Genomic DNA, 19,543 nt, shown 5'->3' with positions numbered 1-19,543 from the left:
GGATGGCTGGCAAAAAGAACACCGATAAAGAAAGCAGCTCGTGGGTCGGGAAGGTCGAGTCCTACTCCCGCAAAATCTGGCTGGCTGGTTTAGGCGTGTACTCGAAGATCGACACTGACGGCAGCAAACTCTTCGATGCATTGGTCAAAGACGGCGAGAAAGCCGAGAAGCTCACCAAGACTGCGGTCGGCAAAAAAGTCGAGGACTCGACCTCCTCGGCCAAGTCGCGCATCAGCGGCGTGAAAGACCGCGCACTGGGCAAGTGGGACGAGCTGGAGGGGGCTTTCGACAAGCGCCTGAACAGCGCGATTTCGCGCTTGGGTGTGCCGAGCCGCAATGAGGTCAAGGCGCTCAACGCCAAGGTCGATACGCTGACCAGGCAGATCGAAAAACTCACCGGTCTGAAGGCTCAGCCTGTAGCGGCGAAAACCGCTGCGGCGAAACCGGCCACCAAAACTGCGGCGGCCAAACCTGCGGCGAAAACCGCAGCCAAGCCACTGGCCAAAGCGGCGGCCAAACCTGCTGCGAAAGCCGCTGCCAAACCGGCCGCGAAAACCGCGGCAGCCAAGCCTGCGACCAAAGCTGGCGCCAAACCGGTTGCCGCCAAGGCCGCTGCGAAACCGGCAGCTAAGGCGGCGGCAAAACCAGCGGCTAAAACTGCAGCGAAACCAGCGGCCAAGCCAGCAGCGAAAACCGCTGCCGCCAAACCTGCTGCGAAGCCTGCGGCCAAACCGGCTGCGGCGAAAAAGCCGGCAGTGAAAAAACCGGCCGCGCCGAAAGCCGCTGCGCCGAAACCGGCCGCCGCGCCATCGACTGCTCCAACAGCTCCGGCCAACGCGGCAAACTCCGCTGCGGCACCTACGGCAGCAGCTACCCCGACTGCAGCATCGACACCGTCGACGCCATCCAGTCAGTCCTGATTTCAGGGCAAATCAAAAACGCCCGGCCTGTGAAGGTCGGGCGTTTTTGTTTGTGGAGATTATCTCGATCATTGTGAGTTCCTGTGGGAGCGAGCCTGCTCGCGAAAGCGGTGGATCAGTTACACAGGCATCAGCTGAAAGTTTGCATTTCGCGAGCAGGCTCGCTCCCACATTGGATTGTGAGTAGGCGCAGCGCTCGGATCAGTCGTGATCCTCAAGGTATTGCAGGGCCATTCGCTCTGTCGCCACCTTCACCGGCGGCAGCAAATGCGGCGCCACCAGCATCATGATCTGATAAACCACCAACCGAACCTCGCCCTCACGATCGAGAATCCGCTGGTAATCCAGCGAGAACAGCAACGTCATCGTCACCTGCTCCACCAGTTGCCCCAGCGCCTGGGTATCGCTGACCAGTTGCCCGGCAGCCTTCAACCGCGCCAGCAGCGACGCCAGCGTTCTCTTCAACGCGTTAAGCAGATTGCGAATCCCCTTGGCCAGTTTCGGCAGGCGTCCGGCGAGGTTCGACAGATCCTGGAACAGGAACCGATACTGCGCCAGGCGCTCGACGATCAGATGCAAAAACAGCCAGTAATCCTCCGGTGCCAGTTCCACCTCCGGCGGTGGGTCGAGCAGTGGCGCGAGTTCATGCTGGAAGCGTTCGAACAGGCCGAGAATCAGCGGTTCCTTGCCGTGGAAGTGGTAGTAGAGATTGCCGGGGCTGATCCCCATTTCGTTGGCCACCTCCATGGTGGAAACGTTCGGCTCACCCTTTTCGTTGAACAGTTGCAGCGCACATTCGAGAATCCGGTCGCGGGTTTTCATCCAGTCTTCTTAGATAAATTCGGTTGAGCGTCAGCGCACATGCACATAGGTGCCCGGTGCCGCTTCCATCGGTGGATAGTTCGGGCTGCCGAGGGTGGTACGGGTTTCGTGCAGGGCGCCGGAACGCTGTGCGACCCACTCGAGCCACTGCGGCCACCAACTGCCTTCGACATGTCTGGCGTCGTAGTACCAGGCGCGTGGGTCGCTGCTAAGTTTGGCGTTCTCCACGTAGGTCGCTTTCGGGTTGCTCGGCGGATTGAGGATGCTTTGCACATGACCGCTGTTGGACAGCACGAAGCGTCGCTCGCCACCGAGCAGCAGGGTTGAACGGTACACCGCGTCCCACGGTGTGATGTGGTCGTTCATGCCGGCGACGCTGAAGCTGTCGACGTTGACCTTCTGCAGATCGATCGGCGTGCCGCACACTTCGAGGCCGCCAGCGTGGGTCAGTGGGTTGTGCTTGAAGAAGTCCAGCAGATCGCCGTGCAGCGCCGCCGGCAGACGGGTGTTGTCGTTGTTCCAGTAGAGGATGTCGAAGGCTGGCGGCTCTTTGCCCAGCAGGTAGTTGTTGACGAAGTAGCTCCAGATCAGATCGTTGGGGCGCATCCAGGCGAAGACCTTGGCCATGTCGCGACCGTCGAGCACGCCTTTCTGATACGAGCGACGCTTGGCCGCTTCCAGTGTTTGCTCGTCGGCGAACAGCGTGGCCGGGGTGTCGATCTGGCTGTCGAGCAGACTGACCAGATACGTCGCGCTGGCGATCCGACGCAGTTGCCGTTTGGCCTGCAAATGCCCTTGCAGGGCGGCGATGGTCAGGCCACCGGCGCAGGCACCCATCAGGTTCACTTCACGCGCGCCGGTGATCGCCCGGCAGATGTTCATCGCTTCTTCGACCGCTTCGACATAACTCGACAGGCCCCACTCGCGATGGCGCACATCGGGGTTGCGCCAGCTGATCATGAAAGTCTGCAGGCTGTTTTTCAGGGCGTACTGGACGAAGCTGTTCTGCGGGCTCAGGTCGAAGATGTAGTACTTGTTGATTTGCGGCGGCACCACCAGCAACGGCTTGGCGTACTGCTTTTCGCTCATCGATTTGTACTGGATCAGTTCGAACATTTCGTTGCGAAACACCACCGCTCCGCTGGTGGTCGCCACGGTCTTGCCGACCTCGAACGCTTGCTTGGTCACTTGCCGTGGCAGGCCGTCGTTGTGCAACAGATCATCGAACAGATGGCTCAAGCCACGCACCAGACTCTGTCCCCCAGAGTTGAACAACTCCTTGACCGCTAGAGGATTGAGCAGGGTATTGGACGGCGCTACGGCGTCATTGAGCAGGGTGAAAGCGAAGTGCGCGCGGGCGCGATCTTCGGGGCTCATGTCGCCTTCGTCGATCCAGCTCTTGACCTGTTTCTGCCAGGCCAGATACGCCTGCAGACTGCGTCGATAGAACGGGTTGAGGCTCCACGCCGGATCGGCGAAGCGGCTATCTTGCGGATTGGTCGGATGCAGGGTTTCGCCGAGCAGCACGCGGCCCAGCTGTCCGCCGAATTTCAGTGCGTGCCTGGCGCTGTGCAACGGATTGCGCAAGCCGTGGGCGGCGACGCTGCGCAGTGTCGACAGCAGATCCCTGCCGCGCAGACCGGCGATCGCACTCTGGGCGTTGATAAACACGGCGGGGCTGGGCACCACGCCCGTCGCTGGTTTTTCGCGCATGACTCAACACTCCTTCGTCTTCAGGGCAAAAACACACTCACCGAACCAGAACACCATAGACGCTGTTACCGGTTGCTGCCTGCGCGGCGTCCTGCCGCGCGCTTGATTGAAAAATCCTGCATAAAGCCTGCCGCCGCGATCAGCCGCCCAGCGGCGTCGGATGCGGGTGCATCACTGCGCGCAAACGCTCTTCCTCGAGAAACTTCATGATGATCGGCGCCACCGCTTCGGCGCGGGTGATCAGGAACAGATGGCCGTCATCGATGATGTGCAGTTGCGCATTGGGAATACGCCAGGCAAGCACGCGCATGTTGATCAGCGGGATCAGCGGATCGTCATCGCCGGCCAGCACCAGCGTCGGCTGATGAATCTTGTGCAGCCAGTGGATGCTGGTCCAGCCGAGGCCTGCGAACAGCTGCCAGTAGTAACCGAGCTTGCCCGCCGAGCGCACTTTTGCCGCATGGCTGGCAGCCAGCGTCGGGTCGCGGCGGAACGAGCCGCCATAGATCATCGGCGCGATGCGAATCACGTGGGACGGCTGAATGTAGCGGCGCGGGCTGGCCATCATCCACAGCACTTTCGGTTTGCCCGGCACCATCACCGCACCGGCCGCGGTCGCCGCCAGCACCAGTTTCTTGCAGCGCTCGGGGTAGTCGTAGGCGAACTGCTGCGCCAGCGCTCCGCCCCACGACACACCGATCACATTGACCTGACCGTAGTCGAGATAATCGAGCATCCGCGCCGTCAGTTTGGCCAGACCGGGAAAGCGATACGGCCGGTTTGGCGTCGAAGAACCGCCGACCCCGGGTACGTCGAAGGCAATCACTTCCAGATCCGGGTCCAGCGCTGCGACAAACGGAAACACCAGCTCCAGGTTGGCGCCGATGCCATTGAAAATCAGCAGAGGCGTCAAATGAGGCTTGCCGGGACGCACCGCCGTGCGGAGGGTCTGGCCATCCAGATCGACGGTGCGGAATATGAACGGTTGCGGCATGGGTCAAACCCTTCGGGTCAGTTGGGAGCAGCTGCAAGCCGCAAGCTTCAAGCAGAACCCGCTCAGCTTGTCGCTTGCAGCTTGAAGCTTGCCGCTATCTTTCATGTACGTAGGTGCCCGGCGACGCCTCGCCCGCCGGATACGCCTTGTTGCCCAGTTTCGTCGGGGCCTTTTTCAGGTTGCCCGAGCGCTCGGCCAGCCATGCCTGCCAGTACAGCCACCAGGAATCGGTATGTTTGGTCGAGTTTTCCTGCCAGTCATCGGCTGTCGCTGCCATCTCTTCGCCGGTCATGTAGCGCGATTTCGGATTGCCCGGCGGGTTGAGAATGCTCTGGATATGGCCGCTGCTCGACAGCACGAATTCAACCTTTCCGCCGAACAACTGCGCCGACTTGTAGCAGGACTTCCACGGTGTTATGTGGTCGTTGGTCCCGGCCAGCGAGAAAATGTCGGCTGTTACTTGCTTGAGGTCGATCGGCGTGCCGCACACTTCCAGTGCATTGGGGCGGATCAGTGGATTGTTTTTGAACATCTCGATCAGGTCGCCGTGGAACGCAGCGGGCAATCGGGTGGTGTCGTTGTTCCAGAACAGGATGTCGAACACCGGCGGCTCGTTGCCCAGCAGGTAGTTGTTGACCCAGTAGTTCCAGATCAGGTCGTTGGGGCGCATCCAGGCGAAGACCTTGGCCATGTCCTTGCCTTCGAGCACGCCGGCCTGGTAGGAGTGGCGCTTGGCGGTCTCAAGTGTCTGTTCATCAACGAACAGGGCGACGTCGCTGTCCAGGGTGGTGTCGAGCACGCTGACCAGCAGGGTGAGGGCATTGACCTTGTTCTGGCCGAGCGCGGCGTAGTGGCCGAGCAGGGCGGTGCAGGTGATGCCGCCGGAGCAGGCACCGAGCATGTTCACATCTTTGCTGCCGGTGATCGCGGTGACTACGTCGACGGCTTCTTTCAGCGCTTCGATGTAGGTCGACAGACCCCATTCGCGCTGGGCCTTGGTCGGGTTGCGCCAACTGACGATGAAGGTCGGCACGTTATTGCGCAGGCAGAAGCGCGCCAGGCTCTTGTCCGGGCTCAGATCGAAGACGTAGAACTTGTTGATCTGCGGCGGCACTACCAGCAGCGGACGCTCGTGGACCTGCTCGGTGATCGGCCGGTACTGGATCAGCTCCAGTACGTCGTTGCGAAACACCACGGCGCCTTCGGTGACACCGAGGCTCTTGCCGACCTCGAACGCGCCCATGTTGACCTGGCTCGGCATGCCGCCGTTGTGCACCAGATCCTTGGCCAGATGCGAGAGGCCATCGAGCAGGCTCTTGCCGCCGGTTTCGAAGAAGCGTTTGACCGCCGCCGGGTTGGCCGCCGTATTGGTCGGCGCCATGGCTTCGGTCATCAGGTTGATGACGAAGTGGCCGCGAGCGATGTCTTTAGGCGACAGGCTGCTGTCGTCGATCCAGGCATGCAATTCCTTGCGCCAGGCCAGGTAGGTTTGCAGATAGCGTTTGTACAGCGGGTTCTGGCTCCACGCCGGGTCGGCGAAACGGCGGTCGTCGCCGCCCGGTTGCAGAGCGGATTTGCCCAGCAGCACATTCTTCAGCTCAAGGCCGAAATGGGTCACGTGCCTGACGCTGTGAATCGGTTGTCTGATGGCCTGTTTCAGCACCATTCGAGCAGAGGCCAGCAGATCCTTTCCGCGCAGCCCGACGACGGGGTTCAGTCCCAGAGTGTTTTCCGAGGCTTGGTACTTCAGGTCATCGTTATTCTTGTCACTCATCTACGACGCTCCATTGTCCTGAGACGAGTACCCGGTTTCACGCTGTCGCTTCCACAGCCAATGCCGGGTACTACTGCTCGGGTGACCGTTGATTCTGCATGGCTGCTTTACAGTCGTAGAGCACTGCAGGGAACTTGCCAGCTCCATTGGTTACCCGAGTTTAATTTTTTTCGCAAGCGGCCCGTCCTGGGCTGCGTGAGCGGAGCATTCAAACAGATGAAGTTAGAAAATGCCCTCTAATGAGCAAGAGCCACGGGCTAGAGCATCAGCTTGACGAACGACTCGTTCGGATCGCGGGATTTTCCGGCGGCGCGCAGCTCGGCGAGATAATCGTCCCAGAGTTCGGTCTGGCGTTTGCCGAGTTCGTAGAGGTATTCCCAAGTGAACAGGCCACTGTCGTGACCGTCGTCGAAGGTCAGTTTCAGTGCATAGTTGCCGGCGGGCTCGAGCTTGCTCAGGCCAACGTTGAGCTTGCCGAATTGCAGGATCGGTTTGCCATGGCCCTGGACCTCGGCGGAGGGGGAGTGCACACGCAGAAACTCGGCGGGCAGGGTGAATTCCTCGCCGGACGCGTAAGTGAGCGTCAGGGTTTTCGAGGCTTTGTGCAGTTTGATGTCGGTAGGAATCATGAAAAACAGCCTTCAGCTGCAAGCTACAAGCGGCAAGCTTAACTCAGCTTGCCGCTCGTAGCTTGCAGCTTGCAGCTCTACAGAATGTAGCGGGACAGATCTTCGTTCTGCGCCAATTCGCCGAGGTGGCTGTTGACGTAGTCGGCGTCGATCAGGATCGCCTTGTCATCGTGGGCGCTGGCCAGGTCGCCAGCGCTGAACGAGACCTCTTCAAGCAGGCGCTCAAGCAGTGTGTGCAGGCGACGGGCACCGATGTTCTCGGTCTTCTCGTTGACCTGCCAGGCGATCTCCGCCAGGCGCTTGATGCCTTCGGGCTGGAACTGGATGTTCAGGCCTTCGGTTTTCAGCAGCGCGCAGTACTGCTCGGTGAGCGATGCGTGCGGTTCGCTGAGGATGCGCTCGAAATCTTCCGGGCTCAGCGCCTTGAGTTCAACACGGATCGGCAGGCGACCTTGCAGCTCCGGCACCAGATCGCTCGGCTTGCTCAGGTGGAACGCGCCGGAAGCGATGAACAGGATGTGGTCGGTCTTGACCATACCCAGCTTGGTGTTGACGGTGCAGCCTTCGATCAGCGGCAGCAGGTCGCGCTGCACGCCTTCACGGGAAACATCGGCGCCGCCGACATTGCCGCGCTTGGCGACCTTGTCGATTTCGTCGATGAAGACGATGCCGTGTTGCTCAACTGCTTCCAGCGCCTTGGCCTTCAGCTCTTCTTCGTTGACCAGGCGCCCGGCTTCCTCATCACGCACCAGTTTCAGCGCTTCCTTGACCTTGAGCTTGCGCGACTTCTTCTTGCCCTTGCCCATGTTGGCAAACAGCGATTGCAGCTGGTTGGTCATCTCTTCCATGCCCGGCGGCGTGGCGATTTCGATGCCGGAGACTTCGGCGACTTCGATTTCGATTTCCTTGTCGTCCAGCTGACCCTCGCGCAGGCGCTTGCGGAACAGCTGACGCGTGTTGGAATCGGAGCTCGGGGCTTCTTCATTGCTGAATCCCATGCGTGCCGGCGGCAGCAGCGCGTCGAGGATGCGGTCCTCGGCAGCGTCTTCGGCGCGGTGGCGTACGCGGGTCATTTCCTGCTCGCGGAGCATCTTGATCGCAGCATCGGCCAGGTCACGGATGATCGACTCGACGTCACGGCCGACATAACCGACTTCGGTGAATTTGGTCGCTTCGACCTTGATGAAAGGCGCGTTGGCCAGTTTCGCCAGGCGACGGGCGATCTCGGTTTTACCGACACCGGTCGGGCCGATCATCAGGATGTTCTTCGGGGTCACCTCAACGCGCAGCTCTTCAGGCAGCTGCATGCGGCGCCAGCGGTTGCGCAGGGCAATCGCGACGGCGCGCTTGGCATCGTCCTGGCCGATGATATGGCGGTTGAGTTCGTGGACGATTTCGCGGGGAGTCATGGACATAATAATTGACGGTCCTCAAGCAGAAACAAGCCGTGGCACATGGGCCGCAACAGGCTTATTCAGCGAGATCCTGCTCCTCAATGGTCTGGGTGTGGTTGGTGAATACGCAGATGTCGCCGGCGATGCCGAGAGCGGTTTCGACGATCTCGCGCGCCGACAGGTCGGTCTTTTTCAGCAGGGCGCTGGCTGCGGCTTGGGCATAGGCGCCGCCGGAGCCCATGGCGATCAGGCCATCTTCGGGTTCGACCACGTCACCGTTGCCGGTGATGATCAGCGAGGCGTCCTTGTTGGCGACCGCAAGCATCGCTTCGAGGCGGCTCAGGGAGCGGTCGGTACGCCATTCTTTGGCGAGTTCGACAGCAGCGCGCACCAAGTGGCCCTGATGCTTCTCGAGCTGGCCTTCGAAACGTTCGAACAGGGTGAAGGCGTCAGCGGTGGCACCGGCGAAACCGGCGATGACCTGGCCGTGGTACAGGCGACGGACCTTTTTGGCGTTGCCTTTCATCACGGTGTTGCCGAGAGAAACCTGGCCGTCGCCGCCCATGACGACTTTGCCGTGGCGGCGGACTGAAACGATGGTGGTCAAGGGAAGAGTCTCCACGCAGCGGGGCGAAAATGCCTTATGCCCATTCATATGGGGGTGCTGGAGGGGATTTCAACCGCAGGGCGGGAGAGGGGACGAGCGGTGAGCTATCAGGCGAGAACTTCGGTGGCTGTGCCGACGCCTTCGCGAGCAGGCTCGCTCCCACAGGGACAGCGTTAATTCCTGTGGGAGCGAGCCTGCTCGCGAATATTGGCGCCGCGGTGATTCTGACGAACTCAGCGGCTCTGGCGTTGTTGTAACAACAGGTTGCTGAAGCCGGCGCCGGCCAGTTGCTTCTGCGCCGTGGTCAGTTGCTCGCGGTTGCTGAACGGGCCGACCAGCACGCGATACCAGGTTTCATCCTTCACTGTGCCGGACTCAACCGCTACCGCCTGACCGAGCAGAATGATCTGTGCACGAACCTTGTCGGCATCCGTCTCTTTGCGGAACGAACCGGCCTGGAGGAAGAACTTGGTCACTGGCGCGGCCTTGCTCACCGGTGGCGCTGGCGGCGGCGTGATACCGGCGAGGGCAGCCTGGGCGCGCGCCGTGTCGATCTTCGCCGCCTCGGCCGGGGTCACCGGCGTGGTCGGGATCGCCGGCACTTGCGGCGTCGGCAGGGTCTTCTCCGGTACTGCGTCCGGCGGCACGATCACTTCCGATTCCGGCAGCAAGGTGTAGAAGTCGTACTTCGGCTTCACCGGTTGCGTCGGGCTCGGCGGGGTCTTGTTGGCCTCGGCGATCTTCGACGCTTTCTGCTGCTGTTCGACCTTCTCACGCTTGACCGTATCGCTGCCCTTGCCCGGTTCCAGTTTCATCAGGAATACGATGAAGGCGCCGACGGTCAGGCCGATGGCCATCCACAGCCAGCCCGGAATCGGTTGTTTCGCAGGGGCCTGATAGCGGCTGGCGCCGCGTTTGGGTGCAGGTTTTTTCTTGGCGGCCAACTTACATACGCTCCAGAGTTTCCAGACCCAACAGCTCCAGGCCTTGCTTGAGGGTGCGACCGGTCAGTGCGGCAAGACGCAGACGGCTCTGCATCTGCGCCGGGGTGTCGGCGGCGAGGATCGGGCAGTTCTCGTAGAAGCTGGAGAACAGGCCGGCGACGTCGTACAGGTAGGTGCAGAGAATGTGCGGCGTGCCTTTTTCAGCGACGTTGTTCAGCACTTCGCCGAACTGCGCCAGCTTCGCCGCCAGCTCTTGCTCGTGCGCCGCTTCGAGGACGATCTGGCCGTCGACTTCGCTGAAATCCTTGCCCAGTTTGCGGAACACACCGGCCACGCGGGTGTAGGCGTACAGCAGATACGGCGCGGTGTTGCCTTCGAAGTTGAGCATCAGGTCGAAGTTGAAGCTGTAGTCGCTGGTGCGATGCTTGGACAGGTCGGCGTATTTCACCGCGCCGATGCCCACCACCTTGGCGATGTTGCGCAACTCGTCTTCGGCCAGGGTCGGGTTCTTCTCTTTCACCAGGCTGTAGGCGCGTTCCTGAGCTTCGGTCAGCAGGTCGATCAGCTTCACGGTGCCGCCGTCGCGGGTCTTGAACGGACGGCCATCGGCGCCGTTCATGGTGCCGAAACCCATGTGTTCCATTTCCATCGGATGGGTGACGAAACCGGCCTTGCGCGCCACAGCGAACACTTGCTGGAAGTGCAGCGCCTGACGCTGGTCGACGAAGTACAGCGCGCGATCAGCCTTGAGCTTGCCGCTGCGGTAGCGCACGGCCGCCAGGTCAGTGGTGGCGTACAGGTAACCGCCGTCGGCCTTGACGATGATCACCGGCAGCGGGTCGCCATCGGCGTTCTTGAACTCGTCGAGGAACACGCACTGGGCGCCGTTGCTCTCGACCAGCATGCCGGCAGCCTTGAGGTCGTTGACCACATTGATCAAGTCGTCGTTGTAGGCGCTTTCGCCCATGACGTCGGCCATGGTCAGTTTGACGTTGAGCAGTTCGTAGATCTTCTGGCAGTGCGACAGCGAGATGTCCTTGAACTTGGTCCACAGCGCCAGGCATTCGGCATCGCCGGCCTGCAACTTGACCACCAGACCACGGGCGCGGTCGGCGAATTCTTCGGACTCGTCGAAACGCTGCTTGGCGGCGCGGTAGAAGTTTTCCAGATCGGACAGCTCGTCGCTGGTGATCGGGTTTTCCTGCAGGTACGCCATCAGCATGCCGAACTGGGTGCCCCAGTCGCCGACGTGGTTCTGGCGGATCACTTCGTCGCCGAGAAATTCCAGTACGCGGGCCACGCCGTCACCGATGATGGTCGAGCGCAAGTGGCCGACGTGCATCTCTTTGGCCAGGTTCGGCGCCGACAGATCGACCACGGTGCGCTGCGCCGGGCCGGCCTTGCGCACGCCGACATGGGCGTCCGCCAGCGCGGTATCGAGGCGCGAGGCCAGGGCCTGGGTGTTCTGGAAAAAATTGATGAAGCCCGGGCCGGCGATTTCGGCCTTGGTGACGTTCTCGTCAGCGGGCAGTGCGGCGATGATTTTCTCCGCCAGATCCCGTGGCTTCATGCCGGCCGGCTTGGCCAGCATCATGGCGATGTTGCTGGCGAAGTCGCCGTGGGTCTTGTCGCGGGCGTTCTCCACCTGGATCGCCGGCGTCAGGCCTTCAGGCAACACACCTTCGTTGACGAGTTGGGTGAGGGCTTGCTGGATCAGCTGGCGAATGGTGTCTTTCATGGTCTTCTCTTTCGACCGCAAGCGCGGCGGGCGCATCGATGCGCGGGTGGAAAAACTGGGCATTATCCGTTGCGAAGACGGGCTTGCCAACCTTAGCAGGCAGGATGTGGATATGTGGTGACATCTAAGTCAAAAGATCGCAGCCTTCGGCGGCTCCTACAGTGGAATCGGCATTTATCTGTAGGAGCTGCCGAAGGCTGCGATCTTTTGCTCTTTCAGCTCTTCAATACAAATCCACCGGATCAACATCCAGCGACCAGCGCACCGCCCGCCCGCTCGGCATCTGTTCCAGTACCAGCATCCAGCTGGCCAGCAACCTATGCAACGGCGCCCGCGCGGTTGCCTGCAACAACAGCTGCGCGCGATAACGCCCGGCACGGCGCTCCATCGGTGCCGGCACCGGCCCGAGCAATTCGATGCCGCTCAGATTCAATTCGGCCAGCAAGCGATCGGCCTCGCTGCACGCTTCATCGAGAAAGCCTTCCGCCTGCCCCGGCTTGTGCGCTTCGGCGCGCAACAGCGCCAGATGGGCAAACGGCGGCAATCCGGCCGCACGGCGTTCGCTCAAGGCCTGCTCGGCGAAGGCGAAATAGCCCTGCTCGGTCAGTTGCACCAATAAAGGATGGTCGGCGAGGTGGGTCTGGATGATCACCCTGCCCGGCTCTTCAGCCCGTCCGGCGCGCCCGGCGACCTGGACGATCAACTGCGCCATGCGCTCGCTGGCGCGGAAGTCGCCGGAGAACAGGCCGCCGTCGGCATCCAGGATCGACACCAGCGTCACCCGCGGAAAATGGTGCCCTTTGGCCAACATCTGCGTGCCGACCAGAATGCACGGCTGGCCTTTCTGGATCGTCGCGAACAGCTGATTCATCGCGTCCTTGCGCGAGGTGCTGTCGCGATCGACGCGCAGTACCGGGTAATCCGGGAACAGAATCGCCAGACGCTCTTCGGCGCGTTCGGTGCCAGCGCCGACCGGACGCAGATCGACCTTGCTGCATTTCGGACACTGGCGCGGCGTGCGCTCGACGTTGCCGCAGTGGTGGCAGCGCAACTCGCCGTAACGTTGATGCACGGTCATGCGCGCATCGCAGCGCGAGCACTCCGACATCCAGCCGCAATCGTGGCAGAGCAGGGTCGGGGCAAAGCCGCGACGGTTGAGGAACACCAGCACCTGCTGGCGGTTGGCGAGGGTCTGGCCGATGGCTTGCTGCATCGGCCCGGAAATGCCGCTGTCGAGCGGACGGCTTTTCACGTCCAGACGCAGGAAGCGTGGTTGCCTGGCGCCGCCGGCGCGCTCGTTCAGGCGCAGCAGGCCGTAGCGCCCGGTGTAAGCGTTGTGCAGACTTTCCAGCGACGGCGTGGCGGAACCGAGCACAATCGGGATGTTTTCCTGCCGCGCGCGTACCAGCGCCAGATCGCGGGCGTGATAGCGCAGACCTTCCTGCTGTTTATACGAGCCGTCGTGCTCTTCGTCGATGATGATCAGCCCGGGATTTTTCATCGGCGTGAACAGCGCCGAGCGGGTGCCGATAATAATGTCGGCCTCGCCATCGCGGGCGGCGAGCCAGGCTTCCAGGCGTTCGCGATCATTCACCGCCGAATGCAGCAGGGCGATGCGCGCATTGAAACGCTGCTCGAAGCGCGCCAGGGTCTGCGGGCCAAGGTTGATCTCCGGGATCAGTACCAAGGCTTGCTTGCCGGCTTCGAGGGTTTCGCGGATCAGTTGCAGATAGACTTCGGTCTTGCCGCTGCCGGTGACCCCGGCCAGTAGAAACGCATGATAGCTTTCGAAGCCGGCGCGAATCGCTTCGTACGCCGCGCGTTGTTCGCTGTTGAGCGGCAGCTCCGGTTGCGCCAGCCAGTGTTCGTGGCGCGCGCCGGGTGCGTGGCGGCGGATCTCGACTTGCACCAGACCCTTGGCCAGCAGCAGGTCGAGGCTGTCCTTGCTCAGCATCAGTTTGCTCAGCAACTGATGGGCCACGCCGTGCGGGTGCTGGGCCAGCGTGGTCAGCGCCTCGCGCTGGCGTGGCGCACGGGCGACCCGTGGGTCGTCAACGCTCGCGCCCGGGGCAATCGACCAGAAGCGCTCCTGCCGGGCCTCGGCCGGCTCGCCCTGACGCAGCAGCACCGGCAAGGCCCAGTTCAAAGTGTCGCCAAGACTGTGCTGGTAATACTGCGCCGTCCACAGGCACAGCTTGAACAGCGCCGGCGGCAGCGGCGAAGTCGTGTCGAGCAGGGCCAGCGCCGGTTTGAGTTTCTCCGCCGGCACCTCACTGGTGTCGGTGACTTCGACCAGAATCCCGATCATCTCGCGCCGACCGAACGGCACCCGTAAGCGCATGCCCGGCTGCAATTGCTCGCGCCGCACCCCGGCCGGCGCCCGGTAATCGAACAGGCGGCGCAGGGGCGAAGGCAGGGCAAGGCGCAGAATGGCGTCGGGCACGCGGGGGGATCTCGATACGCAAAATGATCGGATATGCATGACCTGTCGGAGCGAGCCTGCTCGCGAAGGCGGTGGGTCAGGCAACACATGTGTCGACTGACCTGGCGTCTTCGCAAGCAGGCTCGCTCCCACAGGGAAGTGCGTTCAAGGCCGGGAGCCTAGCAGACGGTCGGTCTCGGTGACAGCTTGCGTGATTGAAAAGGTCTGGTAGAATCCGCGGCCTAATTACGTGCGGTATTCAACAATAGTGTTGGGTGGCGGCACGCTAGCCTGAGGAAGACACCATGAAAGCCGATATCCATCCGAACTACCCGGAAATTGCTGTTACCTGCAGCTGCGGTAACAAGTTCGAAACTCGTTCGACCTACGGCAAAGCCCTGGCGATCGACGTTTGCAACGAATGCCACCCGTTCTACACCGGTAAGCAGAAGACTCTGGACACCGGCGGCCGTGTGCAGAAGTTCGCAGACCGTTTCGCTACTTTCGGCGTCGGCAAAAAAGCCTGAGGCTGATCATTTTGGAAGGTCGTTTCGACTTCTCCAGACTGATGAAAAAGGCGTCCCTTGCGGGCGCCTTTTTTGTGTCTGCGATTTGGCTGTCCGCCGCCCAGGCGTTCTGCCCCACACCCGCAGGGCTGACCAGCGTCAGCGTGCAGCGCGTGGTTGATGGCGACACCCTGCGCCTGAGCGATGGCCGCAGCGTGCGCATGATCGGCCTCAATACGCCAGAGCTGGGCAAGCAGGGCCGCAGCGACGAACCCTTTGCAGTGGCGGCAAGAAAGCGCTTGCAGGCGCTGGTCGATGCCAGCGGCGGACGCGTCGGTTTGCTGCCCGGCAAGCAAGCCAAAGACCAGTACGGGCGTACGCTCGCGCATATTTACAGCGCCAGCGGCACCAATCTCGAAGCGCAAATGCTCGCCGATGGCCTCGGTTTCCAGGTCGCGGTCGCACCGAACGTCGATCTTGTTGCCTGCCAGCAAGCCGCCGAAGACAGTGCGCGCCAGGCCGGCTTGGGCCTCTGGCGGCAATCACCTGTATTGAAAGCGGAGCAGATCCAGCGCTCGGGTTTCGCCGTTATCAGTGGTCGTGTGAGCAGGGTTCAGCGCAATCGCGGCGGAATCTGGATCGAGTTGCAGGATGCGCTTGTATTGCGCGTTGCACCCAATCTGGTCGGACAATTCGACAATACCCGATTGCAGGCGCTGAAAGGCAAGCAGATCGAGGCTCGCGGCTGGATCGTCGATCGTTCGCGACGCGGTGGGCTGCAATCCGGTCAGTCGCGGTGGTTGCTGCCGCTGACCGATCCTTCGATGTTACAAGTACCGCGCTGAAGAAAATTGTAGACATTTTTTCTGTCGATTGTGAACAGTCAAGCCCTTGTGCGCCGTGGCTCTTGGCCCAAAGTCGTAGGGCAGGGCGCTTGACAGCGGTGACTGCCCAGTCTTGTGGGGACTTTGCGAGGCGCGTATCCTCGCTGACCAGTCTGTCCAACAGTAAAAAAGCGGAATGCCAAAATGTCTGATCTGAAAACTGCCGCTCTCGAATACCACGCCAATCCTCGTCCGGGGAAGCTGAGTGTCGAGCTCACCAAGGCCACTGCTACCGCCCGCGACCTGTCGCTGGCCTACAGCCCCGGCGTAGCCGAACCAGTGCGCGAGATCGCTCGCGATCCTGAACTGGCCTACAAATACACCGGCAAGGGCAACCTGGTGGCAGTCATTTCCGATGGCACCGCGATTCTCGGCCTGGGCAACCTCGGCCCATTGGCTTCCAAGCCGGTCATGGAAGGCAAAGGCGTGCTGTTCAAGCGCTTCGCCGGCATCGACGTATTCGACATCGAAGTCGACTCGGAAAGTCCGCAAGCCTTCATCGACACCGTCAAGCGCATCTCCATCACCTTCGGCGGCATCAACCTGGAAGACATCAAGGCGCCTGAGTGCTTTGAGATCGAACGTGCCCTGATCGAGCAGTGCGATATTCCGGTGTTTCACGATGACCAGCACGGCACCGCGATCGTGACCGCTGCCGGCATGATCAACGCCCTGGAAATCGCTGGCAAAACCCTGCAGGACGCAAAGATCGTCTGCCTCGGCGCCGGCGCTGCCGCCATCTCCTGCATGAAACTGCTGGTGAGCATGGGCGCTCGCATCGAAAACATCTTCATGGTTGACCGTACCGGCGTGATCCACTCCGGCCGTGACGACCTGAACCAGTACAAAGCCGTGTTCGCCCACGCTACCGAGAAGCGCACCCTGGCTGACGCACTGGCAGGCGCTGACGTGTTCGTCGGTCTGTCCGGCCCGAACCTGCTGAGCGCTGAAGGCCTGCTGTCGATGGCGGCCAACCCGATTGTGTTCGCCTGCTCCAACCCTGATCCGGAAATCTCCCCGGAACTGGCGCACGCTACCCGTAGCGACGTGATCATGGCTACCGGCCGTTCGGACTATCCGAACCAGGTCAACAACGTGTTGGGCTTCCCGTTCATCTTCCGTGGTGCCCTGGACGTTCGCGCCAAGCGCATCAACGAAGAAATGAAAGTCGCCGCAGCCAACGCCCTGCGCGAACTGGCGAAACTGCCAGTGCCCCAGGAAGTCTGCGACGCCTACGGCGGCATCAAACTGGAATTCGGCCGTGAGTACATCATTCCGAAGCCAATGGACAAGCGCCTGATCACCCTGATCTCCGACGCCGTGGCCAAGGCCGCGATCGAGACCGGCGTTGCTACCCTGCCGTATCCGAAGAACTACCCGCTGAAAAGCGTGGATGACGTGTTCAACGGTTAAAAGCAGCCGCCCATAAAAAAACCCAGCCTGGTGCTGGGTTTTTTTTATGGGCTGCAAGCTACAAGCCACAAGCCACAAGCCACAAGCTACAAGCTACAAGCTACAAGCTACAGGCGTGCATCGTTCGCGCTTTTGCTTGCCGCTTGTAGCTTGGCGCTTGCAGCTGCTCCCCTAGAACAGATCGATCGGCGCCTGTTCATCCGCCGGCAGCGGGCTGCCCGGCACTGCGCCGTTGCCCAGCTCGTTCACCGACGGCGGCGTGTCTTCAGCCTTGAACAGTTCGAAGTAGGCCCCCGGCGTGCTCGGCGTCGCGGCGCGGCCACTGACCGGATCCACCCGCAGGCTGAGCAGGCCTTCCGGCTCAGGCTGGACATGCGGCGGCTTGTCTTTCAGCGCGGCGGACATGTAATTCATCCAGATCGGCAGCGCCACGGTGCCGCCGAACTCACGGCGACCGAGGCTTTCCGGTTGGTCGAAGCCGGTCCACACCGTGGTCACGTAATCGGCGTTGTAGCCGGAGAACCAGGCATCTTTCGATTCGTTGGTAGTACCGGTCTTGCCGGCGATGTCGCTGCGGCCCATGGCCAGTGCGCGACGGCCGGTGCCGAGTTTGATCACGTCCTGGAGCATGCTGTTGAGGATATAGGTGGTACGCCCATCGACAATCCGCTCGGCCACGGCTGGCGCTTGCGGTACTGCCGGGTTGCCCGGCGCTTCACCGGCAACCGGTGTGGCGTTGACCGTGAACGACTCGGTGGCCGGCGCTGCGATGCCGTCGGTCGCCGATCCACCCTGTGGCACGGTCGGTGGGTTAGCGACGAACAGGGTGTCACCGTTACGACTTTCGATCTTGTCGATGATGTACGGGGTGATCTTGTAGCCGCCGTTGGCAAAGGTGCTCCAGCCAGTGGCGATCTCCATCGGCGTCAGCGTCGCGGTACCCAGTGCCAGCGACAGGTTCGGCGGCAGGTCCTGCTTGTTGAAGCCGAAACGGGTGATGTAGTCGATGGTCTTGCCCACGCCCATGGCCTGCAGCAAGCGGATCGACACTAGGTTGCGCGACTTGTACAGCGCTTCACGCAGGCGGATCGGGCCGAGGAAGGTGTTGGTATCGTTCTTCGGGCGCCAGACCTTGTCCAGGTACTCGTCGACGAACACGATCGGCGCATCGTTGACCAGGCTCGCGGCGGTATAGCCGTTATCCAGGGCGGCGCTGTAAACGAATGGCTTGAAGCTCGAACCCGGCTGACGCTTGGCCTGCAAGGCGCGGTTGTAGTTGCTCTGCTCGAAGGCAAAACCGCCGACCAGCGAACGGATCGCGCCGTTCTGCGGATCCAGCGACACCAGCGCGCCCTGGGCCTGGGGAATCTGGCTGAATTTCAGCGAATTGTCTTGCTGGCGCTGCACGCGAATCAGATCGCCGACCTGGGCGACATCCGACGGCTGGCGCGGGTTGGCGCCCATGCTGTTGGTATTGAGGAACGGCCGCGCCCACTTCATCGTGTCCCAAGCAACGTGCTCTTCACCGGTGCGGGTCAACACCTGCAGGCCAGTTTTATCGACCTGGGTGACGATCGCCGGTTCGAGGCTGCTGATGGTGCGCTGTTTGGTCAGTTCGCTGGCCCACGCCTCGCGGGTCTTGCCTGGCAAGCGTGACTCGGGGCCACGGTAGCCGTGGCGCTGGTCGTAGGTCATCAGGCCTTCGTGCAGCGCGGTGTTGGCCATTTCCTGCAGATTGCTCGGCACCGTGGTGGTGACGCGGAAACCTTCGGTGTAGGCGTCGCTGCCATAACGGCCGACCATTTCGGCACGGGCCATTTCGGCGATGTACGGTGCGTTCACTTCCGGGGTCGGCACGTGGTAGCTGGCGTTCAGCGGCTCGTTGATCGCCGCGGTGTAGTCGGCCTCGCTGATCTTGCCCAGCTTGTACATGCGCCCGAGGATCCAGTCGCGGCGTTCTTTACTGCGCGCCGGGTTGGCCAGCGGGTTGAAGCGCGACGGTGCCTTCGGCAGGCCGGCGATCATCGCCATCTGCGCCAGGCTGACGTCACGGATCGATTTGCCGTAATACACCTGCGCCGCGGCTTCGATGCCGTAGGCGCGGTTACCCAGATAGATCTTGTTGACGTACAGCTCAAGGATCTCGTCCTTGGTCAGCTGCCGCTCGATCTGCAGAGCCAGGAGAATTTCCGTGGTTTTACGCGAGAAGCTGCGCTCGCTGGTGAGGAAGAAGTTCTTCGCCACCTGCATGGTGATGGTGCTGCCGCCGGACTGAATGTGCCCGCTCTTGACCAATTGGGTCGCCGCGCGCATCAGGCTGCTCGGGTCGACACCGTAGTGGTTGGCAAAATTATCGTCTTCAGCACTTAGTAACGCATTAATGAAATTGGGCGGAATGTCGGCGAAACGGATCGGTGTGCGGCGCATTTCGCCAAATTCTGCGATCAACTTGTTGTCGCTGCTGTAGACGCGCAGAGGAATCTGCAACTGAATGCTTCTCAGCGCCTCCACAGACGGCAAACCCGGACTAAGGTAAAGAAAGGCGCCGCTGAGACCTAAGAGCAGTCCGCAGAAAACGGCGACGATGGACCAACCGAAAAATTTCAGCAGACGAATCAAGGCTTTTGGACATCCAGGGCAAAGAATGAATTTGGCACGGGGCTGCGGTTACACACAAAGCCATCCGCGCGGGCAGTAAAAAGCGGAAAAAATCGCTGGGCATTATAAGCACTTTTCCGTCGGAGGCGTCATTGGCGCTTCTGTCAAGACGGGGGTGAAGGAAC

General features: G+C 61.5%; 16 protein-coding genes. 5 read left to right on the top strand and 11 right to left on the bottom strand.

Annotated elements, in window-relative coordinates; all coding sequences use genetic code 11:
• The first annotated feature begins 2 nt into the window (after positions 1-2).
• Complete coding sequence (locus GXB78_RS01360) at positions 3-920, top strand: phasin family protein (protein ID WP_329513842.1); 918 nt, start codon at positions 3-5, stop codon at positions 918-920.
• Between the two features lie 201 nt (positions 921-1,121).
• Here the strand turns inward: GXB78_RS01360 and GXB78_RS01355 are convergent, their stop codons facing one another.
• The 9 genes from GXB78_RS01355 to argS form a co-directional block, all read right to left on the bottom strand.
• Positions 1,122-1,742, bottom strand: coding sequence for a TetR/AcrR family transcriptional regulator (locus GXB78_RS01355; protein ID WP_042608683.1), 621 nt, complete (start codon positions 1,740-1,742; stop codon positions 1,122-1,124).
• A 30-nt stretch (positions 1,743-1,772) separates the two neighbouring features.
• Positions 1,773-3,455 (bottom strand): class II poly(R)-hydroxyalkanoic acid synthase, encoded by a 1,683-nt coding sequence (phaC, locus tag GXB78_RS01350; protein ID WP_329513841.1) that lies wholly within the window; start codon positions 3,453-3,455, stop codon positions 1,773-1,775.
• A 139-nt stretch (positions 3,456-3,594) separates the two neighbouring features.
• On the bottom strand, positions 3,595-4,449 hold the full coding sequence (gene phaZ / locus GXB78_RS01345) for a poly(3-hydroxyalkanoate) depolymerase (RefSeq protein WP_329513840.1): 855 nt from the start codon (positions 4,447-4,449) through the stop codon (positions 3,595-3,597).
• 94 nt (positions 4,450-4,543) lie between these two features.
• Positions 4,544-6,223, bottom strand: a complete 1,680-nt coding sequence (phaC, locus tag GXB78_RS01340) for a class II poly(R)-hydroxyalkanoic acid synthase (protein ID WP_329513839.1) — start codon at positions 6,221-6,223, stop codon at positions 4,544-4,546.
• A gap of 257 nt (positions 6,224-6,480) precedes the next feature.
• Positions 6,481-6,852 (bottom strand): DUF971 domain-containing protein, encoded by a 372-nt coding sequence (locus GXB78_RS01335; RefSeq protein WP_329513838.1) that lies wholly within the window; start codon positions 6,850-6,852, stop codon positions 6,481-6,483.
• 77 nt (positions 6,853-6,929) lie between these two features.
• A complete protein-coding gene (hslU, locus tag GXB78_RS01330) occupies positions 6,930-8,267 on the bottom strand; it encodes an ATP-dependent protease ATPase subunit HslU (RefSeq protein WP_016772060.1) in 1,338 nt (445 codons plus the stop codon).
• A 55-nt stretch (positions 8,268-8,322) separates the two neighbouring features.
• On the bottom strand, positions 8,323-8,853 hold the full coding sequence (hslV, locus tag GXB78_RS01325) for an ATP-dependent protease subunit HslV (protein ID WP_003186641.1): 531 nt from the start codon (positions 8,851-8,853) through the stop codon (positions 8,323-8,325).
• 233 nt (positions 8,854-9,086) lie between these two features.
• Positions 9,087-9,797 (bottom strand): SPOR domain-containing protein, encoded by a 711-nt coding sequence (locus tag GXB78_RS01320; protein WP_016772059.1) that lies wholly within the window; start codon positions 9,795-9,797, stop codon positions 9,087-9,089.
• Between the two features lies 1 nt (position 9,798).
• Positions 9,799-11,535 (bottom strand): arginine--tRNA ligase, encoded by a 1,737-nt coding sequence (argS, locus tag GXB78_RS01315; RefSeq protein WP_329513837.1) that lies wholly within the window; start codon positions 11,533-11,535, stop codon positions 9,799-9,801.
• Here argS and GXB78_RS01310 point away from each other — a divergent pair.
• Complete coding sequence (locus GXB78_RS01310; protein ID WP_016772057.1) at positions 11,534-11,656, top strand: hypothetical protein; 123 nt, start codon at positions 11,534-11,536, stop codon at positions 11,654-11,656. The genes argS and GXB78_RS01310 overlap by 2 nt on opposite strands.
• 102 nt (positions 11,657-11,758) lie before the next feature.
• Here the strand turns inward: GXB78_RS01310 and GXB78_RS01305 are convergent, their stop codons facing one another.
• Positions 11,759-13,978 (bottom strand): primosomal protein N', encoded by a 2,220-nt coding sequence (locus GXB78_RS01305; RefSeq protein WP_329513836.1) that lies wholly within the window; start codon positions 13,976-13,978, stop codon positions 11,759-11,761.
• 284 nt (positions 13,979-14,262) lie between these two features.
• Here GXB78_RS01305 and rpmE point away from each other — a divergent pair, with 284 nt between their 5' ends.
• From rpmE to GXB78_RS01290, 3 genes are all read left to right on the top strand, one after another.
• Positions 14,263-14,484, top strand: coding sequence for a 50S ribosomal protein L31 (gene rpmE, locus GXB78_RS01300; RefSeq protein WP_041477565.1), 222 nt, complete (start codon positions 14,263-14,265; stop codon positions 14,482-14,484).
• A gap of 41 nt (positions 14,485-14,525) precedes the next feature.
• Positions 14,526-15,308 (top strand): thermonuclease family protein, encoded by a 783-nt coding sequence (locus GXB78_RS01295; protein WP_329514024.1) that lies wholly within the window; start codon positions 14,526-14,528, stop codon positions 15,306-15,308.
• Positions 15,309-15,491: 183 nt separating this feature from the next.
• A complete protein-coding gene (locus tag GXB78_RS01290; protein WP_064363273.1) occupies positions 15,492-16,760 on the top strand; it encodes a malic enzyme-like NAD(P)-binding protein in 1,269 nt (422 codons plus the stop codon).
• A gap of 171 nt (positions 16,761-16,931) precedes the next feature.
• On the opposite strand, the gene GXB78_RS01285 is transcribed toward GXB78_RS01290, so the two are convergent.
• On the bottom strand, positions 16,932-19,376 hold the full coding sequence (locus GXB78_RS01285; protein WP_408005098.1) for a penicillin-binding protein 1A: 2,445 nt from the start codon (positions 19,374-19,376) through the stop codon (positions 16,932-16,934).
• Between the last annotated feature and the right edge of the window lie 167 nt (positions 19,377-19,543).

This window comes from Pseudomonas moraviensis subsp. stanleyae (assembly GCF_036283065.1).
GTDB classification, from domain to species: Bacteria; Pseudomonadota; Gammaproteobacteria; order Pseudomonadales; family Pseudomonadaceae; genus Aquipseudomonas; species Aquipseudomonas stanleyae.
This window is presented reverse-complemented; position numbering and strand designations above follow the sequence as displayed.

What these genes read in the sequence shown, in the direction of transcription:
- GXB78_RS01360 (WP_329513842.1), top strand. Translation starts at nt 3, where the DNA reads ATGGCTGGCAAAAAGAACACCGATAAAGAAAGCAGCTCGTGGGTCGGG.
- GXB78_RS01355 (WP_042608683.1), bottom strand. Translation starts at nt 1,742, where the DNA reads ATGAAAACCCGCGACCGGATTCTCGAATGTGCGCTGCAACTGTTCAAC.
- phaC (WP_329513841.1), bottom strand. Translation starts at nt 3,455, where the DNA reads ATGCGCGAAAAACCAGCGACGGGCGTGGTGCCCAGCCCCGCCGTGTTT.
- phaZ (WP_329513840.1), bottom strand. Translation starts at nt 4,449, where the DNA reads ATGCCGCAACCGTTCATATTCCGCACCGTCGATCTGGATGGCCAGACC.
- phaC (WP_329513839.1), bottom strand. Translation starts at nt 6,223, where the DNA reads ATGAGTGACAAGAATAACGATGACCTGAAGTACCAAGCCTCGGAAAAC.
- GXB78_RS01335 (WP_329513838.1), bottom strand. Translation starts at nt 6,852, where the DNA reads ATGATTCCTACCGACATCAAACTGCACAAAGCCTCGAAAACCCTGACG.
- hslU (WP_016772060.1), bottom strand. Translation starts at nt 8,267, where the DNA reads ATGTCCATGACTCCCCGCGAAATCGTCCACGAACTCAACCGCCATATC.
- GXB78_RS01310 (WP_016772057.1), top strand. Translation starts at nt 11,534, where the DNA reads ATGGTCTTCTCTTTCGACCGCAAGCGCGGCGGGCGCATCGATGCGCGG.
- argS (WP_329513837.1), bottom strand. Translation starts at nt 11,535, where the DNA reads ATGAAAGACACCATTCGCCAGCTGATCCAGCAAGCCCTCACCCAACTC.
- rpmE (WP_041477565.1), top strand. Translation starts at nt 14,263, where the DNA reads ATGAAAGCCGATATCCATCCGAACTACCCGGAAATTGCTGTTACCTGC.
- GXB78_RS01295 (WP_329514024.1), top strand. Translation starts at nt 14,526, where the DNA reads ATGAAAAAGGCGTCCCTTGCGGGCGCCTTTTTTGTGTCTGCGATTTGG.
- GXB78_RS01290 (WP_064363273.1), top strand. Translation starts at nt 15,492, where the DNA reads ATGTCTGATCTGAAAACTGCCGCTCTCGAATACCACGCCAATCCTCGT.